General features: G+C 43.0%; 17 protein-coding genes. 4 read left to right on the forward strand and 13 right to left on the reverse strand.

What is annotated here, in order from left to right; all coding sequences use genetic code 11:
* Positions 1-2 precede the first annotated feature (2 nt).
* The 8 genes from ribD to CAG57_RS15765 form a co-directional block, all read right to left on the reverse strand.
* On the reverse strand, positions 3-1,103 hold the full coding sequence (gene ribD, locus CAG57_RS15730; RefSeq protein WP_161427075.1) for a bifunctional diaminohydroxyphosphoribosylaminopyrimidine deaminase/5-amino-6-(5-phosphoribosylamino)uracil reductase RibD: 1,101 nt from the start codon (positions 1,101-1,103) through the stop codon (positions 3-5).
* Positions 1,104-1,117: 14 nt separating this feature from the next.
* Positions 1,118-1,567, reverse strand: coding sequence for a transcriptional regulator NrdR (nrdR, locus tag CAG57_RS15735; RefSeq protein ID WP_099611631.1), 450 nt, complete (start codon positions 1,565-1,567; stop codon positions 1,118-1,120).
* 140 nt (positions 1,568-1,707) lie between these two features.
* A complete protein-coding gene (locus CAG57_RS15740; RefSeq protein ID WP_161427076.1) occupies positions 1,708-2,958 on the reverse strand; it encodes a glutamate-5-semialdehyde dehydrogenase in 1,251 nt (416 codons plus the stop codon).
* A gap of 11 nt (positions 2,959-2,969) precedes the next feature.
* On the reverse strand, positions 2,970-4,103 hold the full coding sequence (proB, locus tag CAG57_RS15745; RefSeq protein WP_099611633.1) for a glutamate 5-kinase: 1,134 nt from the start codon (positions 4,101-4,103) through the stop codon (positions 2,970-2,972).
* Between the two features lie 122 nt (positions 4,104-4,225).
* Positions 4,226-4,615 carry a sigma factor-binding protein Crl gene (gene crl / locus CAG57_RS15750; protein ID WP_099611634.1) on the reverse strand — a complete coding sequence of 130 codons (390 nt, stop codon included), beginning with the start codon at positions 4,613-4,615 and terminating at the stop codon, positions 4,226-4,228.
* A 93-nt stretch (positions 4,616-4,708) separates the two neighbouring features.
* Complete coding sequence (frsA, locus tag CAG57_RS15755; RefSeq protein ID WP_099611635.1) at positions 4,709-5,956, reverse strand: esterase FrsA; 1,248 nt, start codon at positions 5,954-5,956, stop codon at positions 4,709-4,711.
* 113 nt (positions 5,957-6,069) lie between these two features.
* Positions 6,070-6,534: a xanthine phosphoribosyltransferase gene (gene gpt, locus CAG57_RS15760; protein ID WP_099611636.1), complete on the reverse strand. Its 465-nt coding sequence runs from the start codon at positions 6,532-6,534 to the stop codon at positions 6,070-6,072.
* Positions 6,535-6,570: 36 nt separating this feature from the next.
* On the reverse strand, positions 6,571-7,863 hold the full coding sequence (locus tag CAG57_RS15765) for an NCS2 family permease (RefSeq protein WP_099611637.1): 1,293 nt from the start codon (positions 7,861-7,863) through the stop codon (positions 6,571-6,573).
* A 765-nt stretch (positions 7,864-8,628) separates the two neighbouring features.
* Here CAG57_RS15765 and CAG57_RS15770 point away from each other — a divergent pair.
* The 4 genes from CAG57_RS15770 (at position 8,629) to CAG57_RS15785 (ending at position 13,081) form a co-directional block, all read left to right on the forward strand.
* Entirely contained in the window at positions 8,629-10,101 is a 1,473-nt protein-coding gene (locus CAG57_RS15770) for a beta-Ala-His dipeptidase (protein ID WP_161427349.1), read from the forward strand.
* A gap of 574 nt (positions 10,102-10,675) precedes the next feature.
* Positions 10,676-11,119 (forward strand): ATP-dependent zinc protease family protein, encoded by a 444-nt coding sequence (locus CAG57_RS15775; RefSeq protein WP_099611639.1) that lies wholly within the window; start codon positions 10,676-10,678, stop codon positions 11,117-11,119.
* A complete protein-coding gene (gene rimK / locus CAG57_RS15780) occupies positions 11,119-12,024 on the forward strand; it encodes a 30S ribosomal protein S6--L-glutamate ligase (protein WP_099611640.1) in 906 nt (301 codons plus the stop codon). The genes CAG57_RS15775 and rimK overlap by 1 nt, the downstream gene beginning before the upstream one ends.
* Positions 11,984-13,081, forward strand: a complete 1,098-nt coding sequence (locus CAG57_RS15785; RefSeq protein ID WP_099611641.1) for a succinylglutamate desuccinylase/aspartoacylase family protein — start codon at positions 11,984-11,986, stop codon at positions 13,079-13,081. Before rimK ends, CAG57_RS15785 begins: the two co-directional genes overlap by 41 nt.
* A gap of 59 nt (positions 13,082-13,140) precedes the next feature.
* Here CAG57_RS15785 and CAG57_RS15790 read toward each other — a convergent pair whose 3' ends face one another.
* The 5 genes from CAG57_RS15790 to nqrF all read right to left on the reverse strand — a co-directional run bounded on the left by CAG57_RS15790 (position 13,141) and on the right by nqrF (position 18,462).
* Positions 13,141-14,496 (reverse strand): sodium-dependent transporter, encoded by a 1,356-nt coding sequence (locus CAG57_RS15790; protein WP_099611642.1) that lies wholly within the window; start codon positions 14,494-14,496, stop codon positions 13,141-13,143.
* Between the two features lie 157 nt (positions 14,497-14,653).
* Positions 14,654-15,715, reverse strand: coding sequence for a DNA polymerase IV (dinB, locus tag CAG57_RS15795; protein ID WP_272870133.1), 1,062 nt, complete (start codon positions 15,713-15,715; stop codon positions 14,654-14,656).
* A gap of 112 nt (positions 15,716-15,827) precedes the next feature.
* Positions 15,828-16,061 (reverse strand): (Na+)-NQR maturation NqrM, encoded by a 234-nt coding sequence (nqrM, locus tag CAG57_RS15800; protein WP_099611644.1) that lies wholly within the window; start codon positions 16,059-16,061, stop codon positions 15,828-15,830.
* Between the two features lie 9 nt (positions 16,062-16,070).
* The gene (locus tag CAG57_RS15805; protein ID WP_161431163.1) at positions 16,071-17,087 is read right to left on the reverse strand and encodes an FAD:protein FMN transferase; all 1,017 of its coding nucleotides are present in this window, start codon (positions 17,085-17,087) and stop codon (positions 16,071-16,073) included.
* 148 nt (positions 17,088-17,235) lie between these two features.
* Entirely contained in the window at positions 17,236-18,462 is a 1,227-nt protein-coding gene (gene nqrF / locus CAG57_RS15810) for an NADH:ubiquinone reductase (Na(+)-transporting) subunit F (RefSeq protein WP_099611646.1), read from the reverse strand.
* Between the last annotated feature and the right edge of the window lie 13 nt (positions 18,463-18,475).

Consider the following 18,475-nt stretch of genomic DNA (forward strand, 5'->3'; position numbering starts at 1 on the left):
TCTTATTGTTTTAAGGTTGCGGTTAAACGGAGATCGGGCCCAATCATTCGACAATCTTTGATCTCCAACTCTGGTACCTGTTCCATTTCAGTTAAGCCTAATGTACCAAACAGGCCTCGACCATCACTGCCCATAATCTTGGGAGCCAAATAAACAATCAGTTCGTCGACTAATCGCTCGGCTAATAATGTATTCGCTAAAGTGGCTCCAGCTTCAACCCAAAGATGATTGATATTTTCTTGCAGTGCTAACGTTGCCAAGGTTTGGCGAAGATCTAATCGACCTTGTTGATCCAACTCCACACACACCTCCGCTTGCTGTTGGGCGACACGTAAAACAGGTGATTCGACTTGATAAAGACGCAAAGCAGAGTGAAGCTGATGCTGGCGATCTAAAATGACTCGTGTTGGTTGCCGAAGATCACATTCAGGATATGATGTCCGCAACTCACTTGGTAACTCAGACCAACGTACCGCCAGCGAAGCACTGTCACTTAATACTGTTTGGCTAGTCGATAAAATAGCCCCCGCCTGTGCACGGTAAACTTGCACATCTTGACGAGCTTGTGACGAGGTGATCCATTGGCTACAACCATTAGCAAGTGCCGTTTGCCCATCAAGACTAGCAGCTAGTTTGAGCTGAACAAAAGGCATGCCGGTTTGCATTCGCTTAATAAAAGCGAAGTTAAGCGCTTTCGCCTCACGCTCAAGTAGCCCAACCACCACCTCAATGTTAGCCGCTCTCAACATAGCAATCCCACGACCAGAAACTTGCGGATTTGGATCTTGCATCGCACAAATGACTTTGCTAACACCAGCGTTGATTAAGCCTTTCGCGCAAGGTGGTGTTCTTCCGTAATGAGAACAGGGTTCTAATGTAACATAGGCCGTTGCTCCTTGAGCTTGATCCCCAGCCATTCGCAGTGCATGAACTTCGGCATGAGGTTGCCCAGCTCGATAATGAAACCCTTCTCCTACGACCTTATCACCGCGTGTTATCACACAACCCACATTGGGATTTGGTGCAGTCGTAAATCGACCTCGCTCTGCAAGTTTCAGTGCATAGGCCATCATTTGATAATCAAAAGCAGTAAAGTTGGGCATTCTGGGACTCAAATTCAATTTTCTAGTTTGGCTATCTCTTCACCAAACTCTCGGATATCTTCAAAGCTACGATAGACTGAGGCAAAACGGATATAAGCAACTTTGTCTAACTCTTTGAGTTGATCCATCACCAAATTACCAATCAGTTGGCTAGGAACTTCACGCTCACCGGTCGCACGCAGTTTAGATTTTATATTGCTGATCGCTAGCTCTATCGCATCGGCACTCACTGGGCGTTTTTCTAGTGCTCGCTGCATACCACCGACCATTTTTTCTTCGTCAAATGGCTCTCGATTACCATTCGACTTTATCACTTTTGGCATCACAAGTTCGGCCGTCTCAAAGGTAGTAAAGCGCTCACTGCAAGCTAAACATTGCCGGCGACGGCGTACTTGATGCCCATCAGCGACCAAGCGAGAGTCGATGACTTTCGTCTCATTTTCAGAACAAAAAGGACAATGCATATTACCTCCATAACTAGACGCTCAGTGTACCTAAATGCGAATATGAACAAAAGTAAAAGGGGCTTGCTTGCCCCTTTTCTCAACCTGTTAACGCAAATTTGTTAAGTGTGACCAACTTAGCCTTATCATCAAGGCTAACTTTACTGACGAGATAAGTAATTAGCTTTACCAACCCATTTATAGCTAGTCAGTTCTTCTAATCCCATTGGCCCTCGTGCATGCAATTTTTGAGTGGATACCGCCACTTCCGCGCCTAAGCCAAATTGAGCACCATCAGTAAAACGGGTTGACGCATTAACATAAACTGCCGCTGAGCCAGCAGAATTAATGAATACTTCGGCATTAAAAAGATCATTGGTCATAATCGCATCGGAGTGGCTTGCATTATGTGTACGCATGTGTTCAATCGCTTCATGCACATCTTTGACCACTTTTACCCCTAAGGTATAACTGAGCCATTCAGTATCAAAATCACCCGCCTCTGCAGTACGAATGTCACGCGCTTCACTCATCAAGGTTTTGGCCTGATTGTCCGCGACAAAAGCAACTTTATGATTGAGTTTGACAAGCAATTTTTTAAGTAGCGGTTGCGCAATCGCCTCATGAACTAACAAGGTGTCCAATGAGTTACAGGCAGAAGGACGCTGTGTTTTGGCATTTTCAATCACATCAACCGATTTATCGAGATCAGCACTTGCATCAACAAAAATATGGCTGATGCCAAACCCGCCAATGATGACTGGAATTGTACTGTTTTCTTTGCACATTTTATGCAATCCAGCCCCACCTCGTGGAATAATCATATCCACATACTCATCCAGTTTGAGTAATTGGGCAACCGACTCACGAGCGGGGTTTTCAATATACTGAATCGCTGCGATGGGTAATTGAGCTTTGACTAATGCCGACTGGATCACTTTAACCAATTCCATATTGGAAAAAAAAGTCTCTTTGCCGCCACGTAAAATGGCCGCATTACCCGTTTTTAAACATAAAGCGGCAATATCAATCGTCACATTAGGTCGAGCTTCATATATCACCCCAACAACGCCAAGCGGAACACGACGTTTGGCGAGAGACATACCGTTTGCTAACACTTTACCGTCGATTTCACCGCCGACTGGATCTGGCAAGCTGATCACATTACGTACATCAGTGGCGATAGCATCTAAACGTGCTTCATTCAGGAGCAGACGATCGAGCAGAGCATCACTCAGTCCCGCTTGTTTACCTGATGCAATGTCTTTTGCATTCGCCGCTAAAATAACGGCCGCATTGGCTTCGAGTTCATCAGCAATCATAGCTAATGCTCGGTTTTTCTGTGCGGTTGATGCGGTGGCAAGTTGGAAAGAGGCCGCTTTTGCCGCTTGGCCCATTTGGATTAAATCCACGCTGTTTCTCCCTATTCTTGAATGACAACCATATTGTCACGATGGATCACTTCAGCACCATAATCGTATCCGAGAATATCGATGATCATTTTGCTGTGTTTACCGGCAATTTTTGCTAAATCACCACTTGAATAAGCGCTGATTCCTCGGGCAATTAAATGTTGATGCTGATCTTTGACGCGAATCACTTCACCACGAGCAAATTTCCCTGCCACTCGAACCACCCCTTTCGCTAATAAACTACTGCCTTTTTCAAGCAAAGCATTCGCCGCACCCAAATCAATAATAATGTCGCCTGATGCTGCAGGGCCAGCTAATATCCAACGTTTGCGATTCTCCAGAGCCTCTTCTAATGCCAAAAACCGTGTACCTTGTGGGTGATCACTCAGTGAATCAAAAATGACATTTTGAGCACGACCGGCAGCAATAATCACTTCAATTCCGGCACGACGAGCGATATCGGCCGCTTGTAGTTTAGTCGCCATACCGCCAGTACCCAATGTTGTACCACTTCCGCCAGCAATTTTTCGCAAAGTGTCATCAATGGTTTTCACTTCTTTAATCAATTCAGCGTTGGGGTCTTTGCGCGGATCGGCAGTAAATAAGCCTTTTTGATCGGTCAACAGTAACAATTTATCAGCACCGCATAAAATGCCAACCAGAGCTGAGAGGTTGTCGTTGTCACCAACTTTAATTTCATTCGTTGCTACTGCATCATTTTCATTGACGATAGGAACAATATCGTTATCAACCAATGCATTGATAGTGTCACGAGCATTAAGAAAGCGCTCTCGATCGTCTAAATCAGCTCGGGTAAGTAACATTTGCCCTATTTTAATTCCATACAAAGCAAACAGGGATTCCCATGCCTGAATCAACTGACTTTGACCGACCGCCGCTAAAAGCTGCTTACTGGAAATAGCGTGCGGCAAGGCGGGATAACCGAGATGCTCTCGCCCAGCGGCAATCGCGCCAGATGAAACAATCACCACTTTGTGGCCCTGTTTTTTAAGTTCAGCGCATTGGCGAACAAGTTCAACCATATGGGCTCGGTCAAGTGCCAAAGTTCCGCCAGTTAATACACTGGTTCCTAACTTGACCACAACCGTTTGGGGTGTGATTTGGCATTGTTGATTCGTTGTCATGATTTATTCTGCAATGGAAAACATATAAGAGGTGATGTTTTAGCAATCAAGCGCGGGTTGTACAAGAGGAAAAAGAGGTGAAACACCTCTTTTTTTGACGGTTTCTCTATCTTACCCTCAATCTAGACAAATTCATCCGACTGTTGATGTAAAGAGAGAGTAAATAAGAACCGTTCTTGTAACGTTTGCGCGAGTTTTTGATGAAATGCTTGTTGAGTTCTTACGACTTCGAACATTGCTTGCTCTGGGGGAGAGGAAGCATCCCAGTGTCCAGCAACATTATATCGCCCTATTCGATAATTAGCTTCAAATCCGGTATCGGTTTTAGTCAGCTCCATCCACCAGCCCCAAAATTCACGTTTTTCAGGCGATTTTTTATCGTTAATACAAACGGCCAAGCAATCAAAGAGGTATTTCCCTTCTTGGCATTGGCCTTCGCGCAGATAAGGACCAATCGCTTTCAATACTGACAACAAACGGTGGTGGGTTGGTTTTTTTGCCACTTCTGACATTTTATCTCTCCATGTTTAGAATGCCTATTCATTATAATAATCATGCGCTTAAAAAGCGCACAGCATTCACTTTTCACTAATTAAATTGAAAAGTCATCCACAGAGTTGTTCTTCGAGCCATTTTATTGCTAAATCGAGGGATTGCTCATATCCTCGTGAAATACTTTCATCTTTTACCAGTTTTGCTTTTCCTCCTTGACTGAAGGTAGCAATCAAATGGTTATCACTTGCTGGTGATACGGGATCTCCCTCCATAGAAAGGGCTAAAATCGGTACCGGTGTACGCCTTGTCGCCAGTACCCCTTGAACTTTCAATGACCAAGCCATTAATTGAGCCGATAAGCTTGGAATATCAACCGTGTTTTTCCCCAAACGAGACGCCAAAACATCTAAGTACATTTTCGACATCATTTTCATTTTTTCTTGAGAAACAAAAATATCGTGAACAGGTGCCCCAATCGAAACACAGGCTTTTATCTTCGAAGATTCAAGAAAAGAGAGCCGAACCATAGCATTGCCACCAAATCGAAATCCAACGAGTCCAACTCGGCGATGATCCACCCAAGGCAATGGTGCTAACTGATTAAGCACCGCTTGATGTAAGCAAGAGGAATCTTGGGTTAAAGGCCAATGATGACTATGCCCCACTGACGGCATATCTATCGTTAACATCGCGATATTACGTTTAGCTAAATAATCCCTGAACAACCGCCACATATCTGTTTGTAAACTATCTAATCCAGCGCTTACCATCACCACCGGCTGTGGTTCATTCGTATGCGATAAATGTAAATGACCGATAATTTTTTTACCTTGATAGTCAAACTCCAGCGGTTTAATCGTGTATTTGGTCAGCTCAGCCGCTTGTTGATAAGCTTGATTGGCTAAAACACGCGCTTGTATCGCCAGGTTATCTTTTTTTAAATGCGGGTAGCCCGCAATGCTATAACACAAGGAGGCACTGAACATCCGCTCTGCTGCTTGATCCCCGGTTAAAGATTCACTTTGCTTATGGTAGTTTGCTCCAAGCCGAGTCCATTCATAAGTCCAATTTCCACTGTGATACCCTATCACGGTATCGAGCCATTTATCATAGGTTCTCGAATGTTGTGATGAAGCAATACGCGCTAACACTTCTTCTTGATCTATCGGATCAATGCCTAACCATGCCCACTGTAAGCGGCGCAAGTTGCGATACCAGAAGAATGTATCTTGTTCCATCTTTTGTTCGATAAACTCAAGGCTACTGGGCATATACTGAGTTAATGCGGAAGTTTCTTTGGCTTGCTTGTGTTTTTGAAATAACGTTTCAGAAAGATTGTTACTGCTTGAATCAGACATAAGACATCTCGTTATATAAAGCATAGATGCAGTTATACTAATCAAAAAAATGGCCCTTTGCAGGGCCATTTCAGTGATTATTGATCAAAAGTTATCATAAACAAGATGCGTGATTATTTTTGTTTGCGGTTGACCGGTTCAATATAGGATAAAGCCATATCCCAAGGTTGTTCAATCCATGTATCTTGTTCAATGTCAACAATGTATTCATCAACTAACTCTTTTCCTGCTGGTTTAGCACAAACCGTAACGAATTTCGCTTTAGGATACATTTGACGAATCTGGCGCGCTGTATCACCACTATCAACTAAATCATCAACAATTAAAAAACCTTCGCCATCATGTTCTGGAGCTTTTAAAATACTCATGTCGCGTTGGTGATCATGATCGTAACTTGAGATGCATACGGTATCGACATAACGAATCCCTAATTCACGGGCCAAAATAGCAGCCGGAACCAGACCACCTCGGCTGACACCTAGGATACCTTTCCATTGTTCTGCAGGCATTTGACGCTGGGCAAGTTCACGACAAAATTTCTGCATATTGTCCCAAGTGATAACGAATTTTTTACTCATTGTAATTAAACCTAATTGTTTGGAAATTGGGTATGTTTATGCCTCAAGGATAAACTTAATAATAAAGATAGCTGCCATGATCCAGACACTGAGTGACACGTGACGGCCTTTACCACTAAGCAGTTTGATCAACGCATAAGAAATAAAGCCAAGCGCAATGCCTTCTGCGATAGAGAACGTCAGCGGCATTAATAAACAAGTCACCACCGTTGGTGCCGCTTCCGTTAGATCACGCCAATCAATACTGACTAGGCCAGAAAGCATTAGGATGGCAACATAAAACAGAGCTCCTGCCGTTGCATAAGCTGGGATCATGCCCGCTAATGGCGAGAAGAATAATGCAAGCAGAAATAAAATGCCAACCACAACAGCGGTCAATCCTGTTCGTCCACCAGCAGCCACACCAGAAACACTTTCCACAAAAGAAGTGGTATTTGATGTACCAAGCAAAGCGCCAACCGAGGTCGCCGTTGAGTCTGCTAATAAAGCACGATTTAAACGAGGAATTTTACCATCTTTGCCAATAAAGCCAGCCTTACTTGCCACACCAACTAAGGTTCCAGCAGTATCAAACAGATCAACAAATAAGAAAGCAAATACGATCGAGATCATACTAACTTCAAAAATAGCAGAAAAATCTAATTGCATAAAAGTCGGTGCAAGGCTTGGTGGAGTAGACATAACCCCTCCCCAAGTCACATCACCAAATAGAAGTCCAAGAGCTGTTACCGCCAAAATAGCGATCATTACGGCTCCTTGAACACCTCGATGCACTAAAGCAATCGTGAAAAAGAAACCGAGCGCACCCAACACGGCTGGCAAGGCGGTAATCGCCCCCATAGAGACCAGTGTGGCTTGGTTATCCACCACAATACCGGCATTTTTTAACGCAATAAACGCTAAAAACAGGCCAATACCAGCAGAAATCCCGGTTCGTAATGACATCGGAATTGAATTAATGATCCACTCGCGGATCTTAAATAAGCTCAATAATACAAATAGTATCCCAGAACAAAATACTGCCGCTAATGCGACCTGCCAGGTATAACCCATTCCCAATACCACCACGTAGGTGAAGAAGGCATTTAACCCCATTCCTGGCGCTTGGGCGATAGGATAATTCGCGACAAATCCCATGATAAAGCAGCCAATTGCGGCAGCTAAACATGTCGCGACAAAGACAGCGCCGCGATCCATCCCGGCATCAGATAGAATCGCCGGGTTGACAAAAATAATGTACGCCATTGTCAGGAAGGTGGTGATCCCGGCAATGATCTCAGTGCGCACACTTGTACCATGTTCACTGAGTTTAAATAGTCTTTCCAGCATGTTTGAGTCCTAATAATGGTAACGTAAACGGTTGCGTAATCGATTGGTCGCCGATTATAAAGTTATCAACCAATAAATTCCATACGGAATTAAATGCAATAAGTAAGAATGCACGCATTTTTAGGATAAAAAAACGCCACCTAATGATAGGTGGCGGTGAATTATACGAATCAAATACGATTAACAATAAATTCCAATATAGGGGTGAACAAAACTGTTCAAGATACAAGCTTAAATTTAGTAACCAAAGCTTGAAGGGTATGTAAAGTTACTAGTAAACACAGCGTTATTATTCCAGAACATTACAGACGATAAACCTTTATTCATAACTATCACCATTAAAATCAAACATTGTTTATTGATTTCTCAGTTCCTTGGAGGCGATAAATCGGACTCATCCTTTGAGCATTTTGTCTTCACTCGCGAAGTTGGTTATAAATATACCACAAAGAAATTTTATTACAATAGATTTAGTGATAAAAATCACATAAAAGTAAAAATTGACAAAAAAAACGCCACAAATGGTAATTTAATTACAGAATAAACAATAAGACACGTACCGCTGTCTTATACTTCTCTGACTTCGATATGACGTTAGTGAAAACAACAAAAGCAGAATTGATCACCAAAGGCGCTACTCCCACCACAGACATAGTGGTATGCTGTTTCAGGTTACTATGTCATAGCCCGATTACAGCCTATCTATCTAAAATAGAAAAAAAAACCTAACAATAATCGGGGAAATTTACATAAAAGGAGTCACTTGTGTCTGAATTCCACTCTGAAATCAGTAAATTATCACCAAGCCCTGTATGGCAATTTTTCGATAAGATTTGTTCCATTCCTCATCCATCTAAACATGAACAAGCTCTTGTGCAATTCATCATTGATTGGGCGACCCAGCAAGGCTTTAACGTTCGTCAAGATCCGACAGGAAACGTGTTTATTAAAAAACCAGCAACATCAGGTATGGAACATAAGAAAGGGGTGGTACTCCAAGCTCATATTGATATGGTGCCGCAGAAAAATGAAGACACAGAGCATGATTTTACGCAAGATCCCATTCAACCTTATATTGACGGTGAGTGGGTAACTGCGAAAGGAACCACACTCGGTGCTGATAATGGTATTGGTATGGCAACCTGTTTGGCAGTACTGGCCTCGAATGATATCAAACATGGTCCACTTGAAGTGTTACTAACCATTGATGAAGAAGCGGGAATGACCGGAGCTTTTGGCCTACAAGCGGGTTGGTTAGAGGGAGACATTCTTCTAAATACCGATTCAGAACAAGAAGGTGAAGTCTATATGGGCTGTGCCGGTGGTGTCGATGCGGCCTTTAGTTTTGATATTCAACGTGAAGAACAACCGACTGGATTTGTGACTCGCCAACTGACACTGAAAGGACTAAAAGGTGGTCACTCTGGTTGTGATATTCATACTGGCCGGGGTAATGCCAATAAACTATTGGCTCGCTTTATTGCTGAGCATGGACATGCGTTAGATCTTCGTTTGATCGAGTTTCGTGGGGGCAGCCTGCGTAATGCCATTCCTCGTGAAGCATTTGTCACTGTTGCCGTTCCCGCCGAAAAAGTTAATCAACTCGATGAAACCTTCACACAATATCGCGAGTTATTAACCTCAGAATTAGGTCAAGTTGAAACAACCATCATTACGTTAAATCAGGCGATTGAAACCGCTCATCAAGTTTTTACTTTACCGTGCCAGCAACGTGTTATAGCAGCGCTTAACGCGTGTCCTAACGGGGTTATTCGCATGAGTGATGACATTGAAGGCGTGGTAGAAACTTCCCTGAATGTTGGCGTAATCACAACAGAAGAAAAGCAAGTTAACGTTCTCTGCCTCATTCGCTCACTGATTGACTCAGGCCGGAGCCAAGTACAAAGTATGCTTTCATCAATTGCGCAACTGGCTGAAGCAAACATCACCTTCTCGGGAGCTTACCCTGGTTGGAAACCTGATGCGGATTCAGAAATCATGCACATTTTCCGTGATATGTACCAAGACCTCTATGGGCATAAACCCAATATCATGGTTATTCATGCTGGGCTTGAATGCGGGTTATTCAAAAAACCTTATCCCAATATGGATATGCTCTCTTTTGGCCCAACCATCAAATTCCCTCACTCTCCCGATGAAAAAGTGAAAATTGATACCGTAGCGCTCTTCTGGCAACAAATGATCGCTTTACTGGAAAATATTCCAACCAAAGCCTAAAGTTAATGGTCAAGCTAACCTAGGGGGCTGTTGACCTTTTGAGCTAATTTTTACAACAACTTGTGGCTTATTTATACAAGACAGAAGCTTATCATGTAGTTACTCTACATGATAAGCCGATAATCCGGTAAAAAGAGCCACAAACACTGCCCAAAAGGGTCGGCCAAAAGCATTTTTTTATCGATACGAAAAATTTTATTCATTAGCGATACCCACGGTCTACTGCTAGAGTTCGCGTCCTTGAATTTCTCCTGAGTTATTCACCCGACTCGATTCAAGCGATAACTGCATAGCCAATGTCATGAGCGATGATATTTCTTCTCTTGATATAGCCAAATTCAGAATCGTGTCCACTATACCCAAACAACTTGCTGTTGCAGGTAGGCGGCAAGTGAGTGACAAATTGTCTGGAACAAATTTGAACAGCCGTAGGCTCGCCTTTGGTGAGAGCCACAGATGGCTCTCATCATCCCCATCAGCATAGACAGGCTATGTGATTGGGGTGAACGAACGCAGCCAACACCCCTGCAGATTCAAGTAGGAAGGGTATATGCTCAACATAAATGAAATAACCATGAACGAAGAAAAAATGATTGTAGGATGGCGTGAAATAGTAAGCCTTCCTAGATTAGGTATTGGAAAAATAAAAGCCAAAATCGATACTGGAGCCCGGACTTCTTGTCTTCACACTTTTCAAGTGGAGCCATTTACTAAAGAAAATGCCGCTTGGGTACGTTTTTGGATTCATCCACTACAACATAACACTGAAGAAGTGACGGTCTGTGAAGCTAAAGTGATTGATGAGCGGATTGTTCGAGATTCAGGAGGACATGAAGAGTCTCGCTATGTGATCGAGTCAGAAGTTTCTCTTGGGGGGCATACTTGGCCGATAGAAATAACCCTGACAAATCGTGAAAATATGGCATTTCGAATGTTATTAGGCCGAACGGCTATGCATCATCGAATCATGGTTGATCCAACCCAATCCTTTTTAATCCCTTTCGAGGAGCCAAAATAATGAAAATTGGTATTCTGTCGCGTAACGCTTCATTGTATTCAACCAAACGTTTAATTGAAGCATGCAAACAACGCGGGCATGAAGTCAAAGTTATCGATGCTTTACGCTGTTATATGAATATCAACTCAGAACAACCAGAGATCCATTTTAAAGGTGAGAAACTTTCAGGTTTTGATGCGGTTATCCCTCGTATTGGTGCTTCTGTCACTTTTTACGGTACAGCCGTGCTACGGCAATTTGAAATGATGGGGGTGTACCCGATCAATGAGTCGGTCGCTATCAGTCGCTCTCGAGATAAATTGCGTTCTATGCAGCTATTATCTCGCAAAGGGATTGGTATGCCGATCACCGGGTTTGCGAGCAAACCGGATGATGTAAAAGATTTACTCGAGATGGTTGGTGGTGCTCCGGTTGTGATCAAATTACTGGAAGGAACACAAGGTATCGGTGTCGTGCTAGCAGAAACCCGTAAAGCTGCAGAGAGTGTCATCGAAGCATTTATGGGGCTAAAAGCAAATATCATGGTTCAGGAATACATCAAAGAAGCGGGTGGTGCTGACATTCGTTGTTTTGTCATTGGTGATAAAGTCATCGCAGCCATGAAACGCCAAGGCGCAGAAGGTGAATTTCGTTCCAATTTACATCGTGGTGGCACAGCATCACTGGTAAAAATCACCCCCCAAGAACGTAAAACAGCGATTGATGCTGCTAAAGTGATGGGGTTGAATGTTGCGGGTGTCGACCTCCTTCGTTCAGAGCGAGGCCCTTTAGTCATGGAAGTCAATTCCTCCCCGGGCCTCGAAGGCATTGAAGCAGCCACAGGCAAAGACATTGCTGGAATGATTGTCGAGTTTATTGAAAAAAATGCAGCCAGTAGAAGGACCAAAACACGTGGCAAAGGTTAATCGTAATTCCGCGTATTCATTTCTGGGGGAAGTCATTCTCCCAGCGACGAAACGAGTCATCGAGCTTGAAGCGGCCAAACTATATACCCACTCTCCATTATCCATCCCGATTGAAATTATTAATGGCGCGTTTGCTGGCCCAATTTTGATGGTAAACGCCGCCATTCATGGTGACGAACTTAACGGCGTCGAAATTGTTCGCCAGCTGATTAACACGATTGATCCAACGAAGTTAAGGGGAACACTCATCAGCGTTCCGATTGTGAACGTATTTGGTTTCATCCATAAATCTCGTTACTTACCCGATAGGCGAGATCTCAACCGCTGTTTCCCCGGTAGTGAAAAAGGCTCATTAGCCTCTCGTATGGCTCACACATTTTTCTCTCAAGTTGCCCTGAATTGCGATTACATCATTGATTTACACACTGGGGCTATCCATCGAACAAACTTGCCACAAATACGTGCCGATCTCAGTAACCCTGAAACCTTACGAGTGGCTCAAGCTTTTGCTACACCTGTCATTATCGATTCTCCGCTGCGTAACGGATCGCTACGCAGCGAAGCGGAAAAAGCCGGTATTACTGTCTTAACCTATGAAGCAGGCGAGGCGCTACGCTTTGAACCGATTGCCATTAGCGCAGGCATCGTCGGAGTAAAACGAGTCATGCAAGCAATCGGCATGCTTCGCCCTAGCAGAAAACAGGTACCGAGCTCTGTCATTGCTAAATCGACCAGTTGGCAACGAGCAGAAGCCGATGGCATCTTACGTACCGTCGTTTCTCTGGGTGATAAAGTAGAAAAAGGACAAACACTGGCTTATATCAACTCTCCATTAGGTAATGTAGAGATAGAAATTACCGCCAATAAAGGTGGAATAGTCATCGGCCAGCAAACCTTGCCTCTCGTTAATGAAGGGGATGCGATTTTTCATCTGGCTTACTTTAAACAAAGTGATGAGATGGTTGAGCAAGTCGTAGGAGATTTTATTGAAGAAGTTATCGATACTGATTTAGAACCGCTAACCACAGGGCAAATTATGCCCCCTTCTCCTGCTTAATACAATACAAAAAGCCCTTGGTTTATATTCCTCAAGGGCTTGACTATAGACTAGACAAATTAAGCAAACGAAGCCCAAATGACCGTAGCCACTAAAATCGGACACACAAAGCGAACATAACCTGGCCAGATTTTCGCAAATAAACTTTGAGAAAATTCAGGATAACCTTGTTGCAGCTCTTTAAATTTACCATTACGGCTCCATACCCAACCACCAAATAAACAAAACATTAATGCCGCTGTCGGTTGTAAATATTGTGTCGCCGCCATCGCTACCAAGCCAAATAAGCTTGCAAAATTGTACACGATAACAACGCTAAATAACGCAATCACACCGCCAAGAACCCAACTGGTCGCGCCTCGTGAGGTATTCAAACGTTCACTTACCAAAGCCACGGGACACTCAAGCATAGAAATCGATGAAGTTAATGCCGCAATCGTTAATAGCAAAAAGAAAACCGCAGCAAATAATTGCCCCAGTAACCCTAAACTATCAAACATCATCGGTAATACAGTAAATACCAAGGTATCGGAACTGAGTAATGACCCGTCTTGTGCATAGATTTCAACCCCTTTATTCATTGCAACAAACATCGCAGGCATCACAACAAGGCCAGCAATAAAAGCGACGCTGGTATCAACCAAAGTTACATTCATTGCCATTTTAGGTAGGTTTTCTTTCTTACTCAGGTAAGAGCCATAAATTAACATCGAGCAACCACCAATCGTTAAAGAAAAAAAGCCTTGTCCCATTGCGGCTAAAATCAGCTTTCTATCCCAGATTTTTTCAAAGTCTGGAATAAGATAATGCTTCAAACCATCCATCGCACCTTGTTGCATCATGATGTAAATAAATAAAATACCAAACAACACAAATAAGGCAGGCATAAGACGTGTCGACCACTTTTCAATACCGTGCTTGACCCCACCACGAACAATCAAAATCGTCAAAAGATAGAAGATTAGAGTACCAAATAAGTTGCGTTCAACCGAGAATCCTTTTAACCACAGGCTAGCTGATTCAAATCCCAATAAGTCGGTAAATGCGGCAAATAAGAAGCAAATGATCCACCCACCGACAATACTATAAAAAGCCAATACCGTGCTAGGAACACTCAAACCAATCCAACCCACTAAAGCACCTATTTTTTTTCCAAACGTATGGCCCGTTAATGAGCGCATACTATCGACCGGGTTTGCTTGGCCTGAGCGTCCAATTGCCATTTCTACCACTAACATAGGAAAGGCAACGATAAAAATCAAAATTAGATACACTAATAGAAAAGCACCGCCACCGTTACTGGCTGCTTGGGTCGGAAACCCCCAAATATTACCAAGCCCAACAGCCGCGCCCGCAGCGGCTAAAATAAAGCCAAGGCGTGAGCCAAACGTTTCACGAGAACTATTTTGTGTCATAACCACTCACACATCATCAAACTAGTAGACTAGTACAATAATGGAAATATATAGATTTAACAATCGTTAATAAAATACTTTGCTAAAAGAATCAAAAAAAAATACCGTAACACCTAATTTTAATGCAATAAAATAATTGAGATGCCGAAAAGATAGCCTAAAAAGATAAAAAGCTTAATTGCTGAAAAGGTTGAAGGGGTTTTAGCATCACGTGCAAACCTAATAAGCGAATTTCTCTTCCCTTTTGTCGCGTCAGCACTTCCGCCAATAATGTTTTAAAATCTTCTAATTCGAGCTGTGAAGAACCATGTTCTATGGTCGTCAACTGAAAATCGGCAAATTTTACTTTGATCCCCTGCTTGATAATCCTCCTTTGAGGAGAGGCTTTGGTTAGTCGACTATCTAATTCTGGATATAAATAGTGCTCAATAACCTGCCAACATTGATCATAAGTGGCAATATTTTCACTGAAAGTCCGTTCAACCCCCACAGATTTACGCTCACGTTCAGTCACCACTGGTCGATTATCGATACCATGGCTTTTGTTCCATAAAGAGGCACCTAAACGACCAAAATGACGTAATAATTCTCGATAATTGCTGTGTTTAATATCTTGACACAGAAAAAAACCAGCTTGGTTAAGCTTGGCCAAGCTCACTTTACCTACTCCGGGAATTTTTCCCAATGGTAGTTTATCCACCACATCTTGCACAATATCAGGTGTAATCACATAGATACCGTTGGGTTTATTGATATCCGAAGCGACTTTGGCTAAAAATTTGACTGGAGCGACCCCTGCCGATGCGGTCAATTGTAATTCATTGCTGATATCTCGGCGAATAGCCTCTGCAATTAACGTTGCGCTGCCATGGCATATCGTTGTATTGCTCACATCAAGAAAAGCTTCATCAAGCGATAAAGGCTCAATGATCTCAGTATAACGACGGAAAATAGCGTGAATTTGGCGAGAAATAGCCTGATAAACTGGCATACGGCTAGGGATAACTAGTAGATGGGGGCATAGTTTGATAGCCTGTGCGGTTGGCATTGCTGAACGAATACCAAATGCTCGCGCCTCATAGTTACAAGTACTAATAACGCCACGCTGCTTTTCATGACCACCAACCGCGATGGGGTGACCACGATACTGCGGATTATCACGCATTTCTACGGCAGCATAGAAACAGTCCATATCGATATGGATAATCTTTCTATTCAGCTCTGCCCCCTAAAGAAATACTGTTTAAAAAAACAGTATATAAACATTCATCTATTTTGCAAAGTCAGCAGCAGAAAATAATCCCAACCGAAGCCAAGATCTTAGCAATTGCTCATGCTATACGATCTTTTTCCCACGCCGCAATACGCTCAGCACGAATCGCTTCTCGAGCTTCCCGCTTTTTACGAGCATCACAAGGCTCAGGACAGTTACAAACTTTATCGATACCAACCGCTCCTAAACCTCCACAGCTCCCTTTCACGACTTTCTTTTGAAAAATATAGCCCACAGCCATTGCTGCAATCACAGCAACAAAGATGGCAAAAGTAATTAGAAATGTATTCATTGTGTTGGCTCACTGATTCGGTTGGCGATTAAGGTAAGGTTTAAATGCACTGGAAGCTAATTCCTCAAAACCATTGGCTGTCTTTACAATCATAAATACTGGAATGTGGTTTAATTCAGCGATAGCCATTCCCTTTTCTTCCCCTAACACCATTAATCCGGTCGCCAAACCATCTGCTGTCATACTAGATTTATCCAGCACCGTAACTGAAACAACATGGTTATGAATAGGGTAGCCTGTCTTTGGATCAATAATATGAGAATAACGTACACCATCACGTTCAAAGTAGTTACGGTAATCCCCAGAGGTGGCAATAGCCATATCGCCTGGCTCAATAATTTCTTGTACCGCCCGCTCGTCTGTATCCGGCTTTTCAACCGCAATTCGCCAAGGCACACCATCCTGATTCAACCCCTTTAAGCGGATTTCACCACCGACCTCGACCATATAGTTTTCAATTCCTTGAGACTCAATATAATCGGCAACAACATCCACTCCCCAACCTTTGGCAATGGTCGATAGATCAACATACAGATCGGGAATATTTTTTTGCAGCGAATGTCCCTCAACCGATAAATGTGTGATTCCCGTTTTCGCTTTACGCTGCGCTAAATCTTCTTCACTAGGCACGATATCGCGACGTGCTTCAGGGCCAAATCCCCACAGATTGACTAATGGACCAACGGTGACATCTAATGCTCCTTGTGTGAGCTTATTTAACCGTATGGCTTCTTTTACAACGATTGCAGTTTGTTTAGAAACAGAAAATGGTTCATTTCCTTGGTAACGATTAAATCGACTCAGTTCGGAATCTTCACGATAAGTCGACATTTGATCATTCACCTCCTCCAATAAACGATCTATTTCTTTATGAAGTAAGGATGAGTCTGGAATGCCAGCTTGCTGAGTATACTTAATGTTGTAAGTTGTCCCCATTGTCGGGCCAGATAAATGCACCAGTTCAATCGATTTCTCACATCCAGAAAATAGCAATAGCGCTGTTAATGCAACAAGCCATTTTTTCACGTGTTTATACCTCTCGGAGCCGTGATGAAAACATAGGTGTATTGTACAAGCATTAATACACCTATTTTCTCTCACTCATATGTTTATACATTGGAAAAATAATGGCTGACTCATCAGAGCCAGCCATCGATATGAGGCTTATCGTAGCTTAACCACCAAAGTCATCAAGTAGGATGTTTTCATCTTCGACACCCAAATCTTTCAGCATGCTGATCACGGCCGCATTCATCATCGGTGGACCACACATGTAGAACTCACAATCTTCTGGTGCTTCATGATCTTTAAGATAATGTTCATATAAAACATTATGAATAAAGCCAGTGTAACCGTCCCAATTATCTTCTGGCATCGGATCAGACAAAGCACAGTGCCAAACAAAGTTGTCGTTTTCAGCTTGTAGCATGTCGAAATCTTCAACATAGAACATTTCACGTTTAGAACGCGCACCGTACCAGAATGACATTTTACGCTTAGATTTAAGACGCTTAAGCTGATCAAAAATATGAGAACGCATCGGTGCCATACCAGCACCACCACCGATAAAGACCATCTCTGCATCGGTATCTTTAGCGAAGAATTCACCAAAAGGACCAGAGATCGTGCACTTATCACCTGGCTTCAACGACCAAATATAAGAGGACATTTGACCGGGTGGTACATCAGGGTTGTTTGGCGGAGGCGTTGCAATTCGCACGTTAAGCATAATAATACCAAACTCTTCTGGATAGTTAGCCATTGAGTACGCACGAATAATATCTTCATCCACCTTAGACTCGTAACGGAATAAGTTAAACTTATCCCAATCACCACGATACTCTTCAGGGACATCGAAATCAGCATATTTAACATGATGCGCAGGCGCTTCGATCTGAATATAACCACCGGCACGGAATGGAACAGACTCACCATCAGGAATTTGTAACTTAAGCTCCTTAATAAAAGTGGCTTTATTATCATTGGAGATAACTTCACATTCCCATCTTTTCACACCAAAAATTTCTTCTGGTAATTCAAGATCCATATCTGTTTTCACTGCAACTTGACATGCCAAACGTTCGCCTTCGCGGGCTTCACCTTTAGTAATGTGATCAAGTTCAGTCGGAAGGATATCTCCACCACCTGATTTCACTTTAACTCGGCACTGGCCACAAGAGCCACCACCACCACAGGCAGATGAAACGAATACACCGGCACCCGCTAAGGCACTGAGTAGTTTGCCACCAGGCTGTGTCACGATCGCTTTTTCAGGATCGCCATTAATTGAGATTGTAATGTCACCTGTTGGTACTAGTTTTGATTTAGCAAATAAAATCACTAAAACCAAAGCAAGTACGATAATGGTAAACATCACGACACCAAGAATAATACTTAGCATTGACTATTCCTTT

The sequence above is a fragment of the Vibrio sp. V30_P3S12P165 genome, assembly GCF_009904905.1.
GTDB lineage: Bacteria > Pseudomonadota > Gammaproteobacteria > Enterobacterales > Vibrionaceae > Vibrio > Vibrio fujianensis.